At 64.6% G+C, this 2,498-nt stretch carries 3 protein-coding genes; all 3 read right to left on the bottom strand.

Annotation, left to right across the window (positions count from 1 at the left end):
- On the bottom strand, positions 1-1,350 hold a 1,350-nt coding region (nuoL, locus tag MSZK_RS01050; RefSeq protein ID WP_099243947.1), incomplete at its 3' end, for an NADH-quinone oxidoreductase subunit L.
- Position 1,351: 1 nt separating this feature from the next.
- The gene (gene nuoK, locus MSZK_RS01045) at positions 1,352-1,651 is read right to left on the bottom strand and encodes an NADH-quinone oxidoreductase subunit NuoK (protein ID WP_099243945.1); all 300 of its coding nucleotides are present in this window, start codon (positions 1,649-1,651) and stop codon (positions 1,352-1,354) included.
- Positions 1,648-2,418, bottom strand: coding sequence for an NADH-quinone oxidoreductase subunit J (locus MSZK_RS01040; RefSeq protein ID WP_099243949.1), 771 nt, complete (start codon positions 2,416-2,418; stop codon positions 1,648-1,650). Before MSZK_RS01040 ends, nuoK begins: the two co-directional genes overlap by 4 nt.
- Between the last annotated feature and the right edge of the window lie 80 nt (positions 2,419-2,498).

The following is a 2,498-nucleotide window of genomic DNA, read 5'->3' as shown; positions in this document are numbered from 1 at the left end:
GGTGTCGGGTGTCCAGCGTTGGTGGCCGAAGAAGGTCAGCAGCATGACGCGGGTCATGTAGAAGGCGGTGATCCCGGCGCCGAGTAGGGCGGCGCCGCCGAGGAGGAATCCTTTTGGTCCGCCGGTGTTGAGGGCGGTTTCGATGATGGCGTCTTTGGAGAAGTAGCCGGCGAACGGGGGCACCCCGATGATGGCGAGGTAGCCCAGTCCGAAGGTGACGAACGTGACGGGTAGCAGGGTGCGCAGGCCGCCGTAGCGGCGCATGTCGGTGGTGTCGTTCATGGCGTGCATGACCGAGCCGGCGCCCAGGAACAGGCCGGCTTTGAAGAAGCCGTGGGTGAGTAGGTGCAGGATGGCCACGGCGTAGCCGGCGGGGCCGAGTCCGGCGGCGAGGATCATGTAGCCGATCTGGGACATGGTGGAGGCGGCGAGGGCTTTTTTGATGTCGTCTTTGGCGCAGCCGATGATCGCCCCGAACAGCAGGGTCACCGCGCCGACGGTGACGACCGCGGTCTGTGCGGCGGGGCTGTGGTTGAAGATCGGACCCGACCGCACGATCAAATACACACCGGCGGTGACCATGGTCGCGGCGTGAATCAACGCACTGACGGGGGTGGGGCCTTCCATGGCGTCGCCGAGCCAGGACTGCAACGGGACTTGGGCGCTTTTGCCGCACGCGCCGAGCAGCAGCAGCAACCCGATCGCGGTCAGGACACCCGATGTCATCTGCGGCACCGCGGCGAACACGGTGCTGTAGGTGACCGAGCCCAGCGTGGCGAACAGCACCATCAGGGCGATGGCCAATCCCATGTCGCCGACCCGGTTGACGATGAACGCTTTCTTGGCCGCGGTCGCGGCTGAGGGTTTGTGGGACCAGAACCCGATGAGTAGGTAGGAGGCCAGACCCACGCCTTCCCAACCCAGGTAGAGGCCGAGGTAGTTGTCAGCGAGCACCAGCAGCAGCATGGCGGCGACGAACAGGTTCAAGTAGGCGAAAAATCTACGACGACCGGCGTCCTCTTTCATGTAGCCGATCGAATACACGTGGATCAGGGCGCCGACGCCGGTGATGAGCAGCACGAAACAGATCGACAGCGCATCGAGCTGCAGGCCGAAGTCGACGTGCAGGACGCCGACGGGGACCCAGGAGAACAGCACCTCGTGCACCACCCGGTCCTCGCCCGACAACCCGAGGAGGTGGGTGAACAACACCGCGGCGCAGGCGAAGGAGCCGATCACAGTCGCGCAGCCCAGCAGATGGCCCCACGCGTTCGTCCGGCGTCCGCCCAGCAGCAGGATGATCGCCCCGGCCAACGGCAGGGCGATGGTCAACCACACCAGTGTCGTCATGTCAGTGCCGTAGCAGGTGGGCGTCGTCGACGTTGGCGCTGCGTCGGGTGCGGAAGATCGTCATGATGATGGCCAGCCCGACCACCACTTCGCAGGCGGCCACCACCATCGTGAAGAACGCCACCACCTGTCCGTCGAGGTGGCCGTGCATCCGTGAGAACGTGACGAACGCGAGATTGCAGGCGTTGAGCATCAACTCCACACACATGAACATCACGATCGCGTTGCGCCGCACCAACACCCCCGCAGCACCAATCGTGAACAACAACGCCGACAAATACAGATAACTGTCCGGACTCATTGGCTCACTTCCCTGTTCATGATCTCCCGCCCATCGCGGTCGCCGGTCACCAGCAATGCCAGCACGGTGCCGTTGCGACTCAGTGTGCGGCTGACCGACAGCTCGCACTCACTGCCGTCGGGTAGCCGGGCTGCGGTGTTGACGGCGTTGTGGCGGGCGTAGACGCCTGGGTTGGGGAGCGGGGTGGCTCGTGCGCCGGTCTGGAAGCGTTCGATCACTAGTTCGCGCTGGGTCTTTCGCCGTTCGAAGCGTTCCCGGTGGGCCAGTACCATCGCACCGAGTGCGGCGGTGATCAACAGGGCACTGGTCAACTCGAACGCCCACAGGTCGCGGGTGAAGATCAGCGTCGCCAACCCCTGCACATTGCCTTCGGGAGCGAGGCTCGCCGAGCGACCCGTCGATGTGGCATTGGCTTCGGCCAGCCCGGTGAACCCGGTCGTGGACACACTGCCGATCCCGGCGATCAGCAGGATCCCGAAACCCAGGCCGGCCACCGAGGCCGCAACCCGTTGCCCGCGAATGGTTTCCACCAGCGACTCCGAGGAATCGACACCGATCAGCATCAACACGAACAGGAACAGCATCATCACCGCACCGGTGTAGACCACCACCTGCACCACGCCCAGGAACAACGCATCCTGCGCGACGTACAACATCGCGAGGTTGATCATCGCGGCCCCCAGAAACATCGCGGAGTACACCGCCTTTCGCGCAGCGACCACGCCAACGGCGGCCATCACGGTGAGCGGCCCGAGAATCCAGAACATCAGCGAAGTCACGATGTAGGCCCCTTCACGTTGCCGAGGTAGTAGTCGTCGTCGGTGGTGCCGGGTGCCAAGGGGTGGGG

Origin of the sequence: Mycobacterium sp. shizuoka-1 (assembly GCF_002723835.1) — a bacterium.
Lineage (GTDB): Bacteria > Actinomycetota > Actinomycetes > Mycobacteriales > Mycobacteriaceae > Mycobacterium.
This window is presented reverse-complemented; position numbering and strand designations above follow the sequence as displayed.

Excerpts from the sequence above, each read along its gene's own strand:
- nuoK (WP_099243945.1), bottom strand. The coding sequence starts at position 1,651 with ATGAGTCCGGACAGTTATCTGTATTTGTCGGCGTTGTTGTTCACGATT.
- MSZK_RS01040 (WP_099243949.1), bottom strand. The coding sequence starts at position 2,418 with ATGTTCTGGATTCTCGGGCCGCTCACCGTGATGGCCGCCGTTGGCGTG.